The organism is Mycobacterium sp., assembly GCF_049647605.1.
In the GTDB taxonomy this organism is placed as follows: Bacteria; Actinomycetota; Actinomycetes; order Mycobacteriales; family Mycobacteriaceae; genus Mycobacterium.
Window position 1 is genome coordinate 1 of the sequence record NZ_JBARXZ010000185.1, and the last position, 2864, is coordinate 2864.

The 2864-nt window shown below is 59.8% G+C and carries 4 protein-coding genes; all 4 read right to left on the minus strand.

All coding sequences use genetic code 11. From position 1 onward, the window contains the following. Positions 1-807 (minus strand): gamma-glutamyltransferase (locus WBB07_RS23800; protein WP_526311193.1); only part of this gene is annotated, 807 nt, incomplete at its 3' end. Then, the gene (locus WBB07_RS23805) at positions 782-1660 is read right to left on the minus strand and encodes an ABC transporter permease (protein ID WP_526311195.1); all 879 of its coding nucleotides are present in this window, start codon (positions 1658-1660) and stop codon (positions 782-784) included. The genes WBB07_RS23805 and WBB07_RS23800, both read right to left, overlap by 26 nt. After that, on the minus strand, positions 1657-2604 hold the full coding sequence (locus tag WBB07_RS23810; RefSeq protein ID WP_526311197.1) for an ABC transporter permease: 948 nt from the start codon (positions 2602-2604) through the stop codon (positions 1657-1659). The genes WBB07_RS23805 and WBB07_RS23810 overlap by 4 nt, the downstream gene beginning before the upstream one ends. A 77-nt stretch (positions 2605-2681) precedes the next feature. Then, positions 2682-2864, minus strand: a 183-nt coding sequence (locus WBB07_RS23815) for a hypothetical protein (RefSeq protein ID WP_526311199.1), incomplete at its 5' end; no start/stop codon positions are given.

Genomic DNA, 2864 nt, shown 5'->3' on the forward strand with positions numbered 1-2864 from the left:
GTCATCTGCGCTCAGCACGCCTTTGTGGCGGCTGCCGCTTGCGTCCATGACCTCGGCGGTTGCGAAGTAGTTGCCGATGGTCTCGGCCACGAAGCCACGGTAGAAGACGTTGCGTGCGGCTTCGACCTGCTCTTCCCGCCCTCTTTTTGCCTCTGCCTCTGCGATGATACGCTTCCATGTGGCGGCAAGATCCGGGTTCATCACATTCGAATGCGGGGCTGGCGCCGAACCGCCGGGCAACCATGTTTGAGCAGAGGTCGGCCACTCGGACTTGAAGAATTCGACCAGCCCCTCGATTGTTGCAGACACGCGCGGCAACACCGGATGTCCGCGCTCGGCATAGTAGATTGCCGGCTCCAGGACATCGCGCACGCTCATACTGCCGTAGTCGCGCAGCATCAGCATCCAGCCGTCGAATGATCCCGGAATAACTGTCGCCAGCAAGCCGTCGCCGGGGATCATCTTCAGCCCCTCGGACGTGTAGTGTTCGATGGTGGCCCCGGCGGGGGCCGGGCCCTGCGCGCAGATGACTTCAACCTTGTCGTTCTTCTTCGAATAGAGCACGGCCGGCATGTCCCCGCCCGGACCGACAAGATGTGGTTCCACGACTTGCAGAACGAACCCCATTGCCACCGCGGCATCGAAAGCATTGCCGCCTTTCTCGAGGATGCTCATGCCGACCGCCGAAGCGATCCAGTGAGTGGAAGCGACGACGCCGAAGGTTCCCAGGATTTCGGGACGGGTCGTAAATGAGTTCATCGTGCAATGTCCTTTTGGCAAATCATGCTTCTCGCGGATCAAGCGCATCGCGCAGTCCGTCGCCCAGAAGGTTGAAGCCGATGACCACGAGGAAGATCGCGGCCCCAGGCCACATCGCCATCCAGGGCGCTTGTGAGAGGTAGTTCTTGGCGACGTTCAGCATCGAGCCCCAGCTTGGCGCCGGTGGCTGTTGGCCGAGGCCGAGGAAGGAAAGGCTGGCCTCCGCGATGATGGCAGTCGCGATTGTCAGTGTCGCCTGTACGAGGATCGGGGCGAAGACGTTGGGCAGGATGTATCGCTTGATGATGGTGTAGTGCCTGAGGCCGATCGAGCGCGCGCCTTCGACATAGTCTTCGTTTTTGACCGAAAGTACCTGGCCGCGTGTCAGCCTGATAAAAACGGGCATCGCCGACAACCCGATTGCAATCATGGCATTCATCAGGCTCGGGCCGAGGAAAGCGGCCAGTGCGATGGCCGTTATCAGGAACGGCATGGCAAGGAAGGCTTCGGTAATGCGCGAGATGATCTGGTCGATCCAGCCACCGAAATAACCCGAGACAAGGCCGAATGGCACGCCGATAACAACGGCAATGGCGACCGACAGCACACCGGCCAAAAGAGATGCCTGCGCACCCCAGATCATGCGAGCCAGGATATCGCGGCCTATATCATCGGTACCTAGCCAGTAGGCCGCTGATGGCGCCTTGCGGATTGCCGACCAGTTTGTGCCGTTCGGGTCGGCAATAGGAAGCAGCGGCGCGGTGAGCGCAAGGACTGTGAAGAATGTGATGATCGCCAGTCCGACCAACGCACCCTTGTTGGCCTTCAGCTTGCGCCATGCCCGGCTTTGCGGACGTTGGCTCACAGGCGCCGAAAGCACGACCTGTTCGATGGTGGTCATAGATTGGCCCTCATGCGCGGATTGAGGACGACATAGAGGACGTCGGCGATGAGGTTCATCAGGATGAAGCCGATCGCCGTGCAAAGCACCACGCCTTGCACAACCGCATAGTCGCGGGTGAAGACGGCATCGACGATCAGTTTGCCGAAACCGGGAATGGTAAATATCTGCTCGGTCAAAACCGCGCCCGCGAGAAGTTCGCCGAACAAAAGCGCGCTCAATGTAACGATGGGTAGGACCGCGTTGCGGAAGCTGTGCTCAAGCACCACCTTTCGTTCCGAAAGCCCTTTGGCACGAGCGGTGCGTATGTAATCGGCGCTGAGCACACTGAGCATGGCGGAGCGTGTGTGGCGCATCAGCGTGGCCGCCAAGGCGTTGCCGAGGACGAACGCCGGCATAAGCATGGTCTTGACGGAATTGAGTGGATCTTCGAAAAACGGCCGGTATCCCGAAGCCGGCAGCCAGCCGAGGTTCACCGAAACAAGCAGGATCAGCATGATCCCCAGCCAGAAGTTCGGGATCGATAGCCCCGACAGCGCAACCACATTGGCAATGTAGTCGAGCGCGGTGTTCTTCTTCACCGCCGCCAGGATACCCATGGGTATGCCTATCGCGAAGGCAAAGATCATCGACATGATCGCAAGCTGAATTGTGACGGGCAGCTTTTGCCCCACGAGCGTCAAGACCGGCAGATCGGTGCGCAGGGAAATGCCGAGATCACCCTGGAGCGCAGAACCCAGCCAGTGAGCATATTGAATTGGAACAGGATCGTTGAGCCGGTACTTCTCGCGCAGGTACTCAATCACTTGCGGGTCGCGTTCCTCGCCTGCCATGGCAAGTACCGGATCGCCCGGCAAGAGCTTCTGCAGCGAAAATACGAACACGGAAATGATCAAGAGCGTCGGAATAGCGACCAGAAGCCGCTTTGCGATGTAGCTGTACATGGGCGCTTCCTGCAGCCGCGGTTTCACGCAATGCGACGCCGGGCGAGGGGTGCACCCCGACCGGCGCCTGCCATTGCTCAGTCGGCTTTCTTCACGCCGGCAAGCCGGATCATGCCGTCAGGAGAAGCGACGAACCCGCTGACTTTCTTGTTCAGCGCCCAGATCCATGATTGATGGCCGATATAGGTCATCGGCAGGTCGTCCTGCAGGATTGCTGCCGCGGCGTCGTATTTCTGCTTGCGAACGGCAGTGTCCGGGGC

Bases quoted from the DNA above. Each gene is read 5' to 3' on its own strand.
- WBB07_RS23805 (WP_526311195.1), bottom strand. From the start codon at position 1,660: ATGACCACCATCGAACAGGTCGTGCTTTCGGCGCCTGTGAGCCAACGT.
- WBB07_RS23810 (WP_526311197.1), bottom strand. From the start codon at position 2,604: ATGTACAGCTACATCGCAAAGCGGCTTCTGGTCGCTATTCCGACGCTC.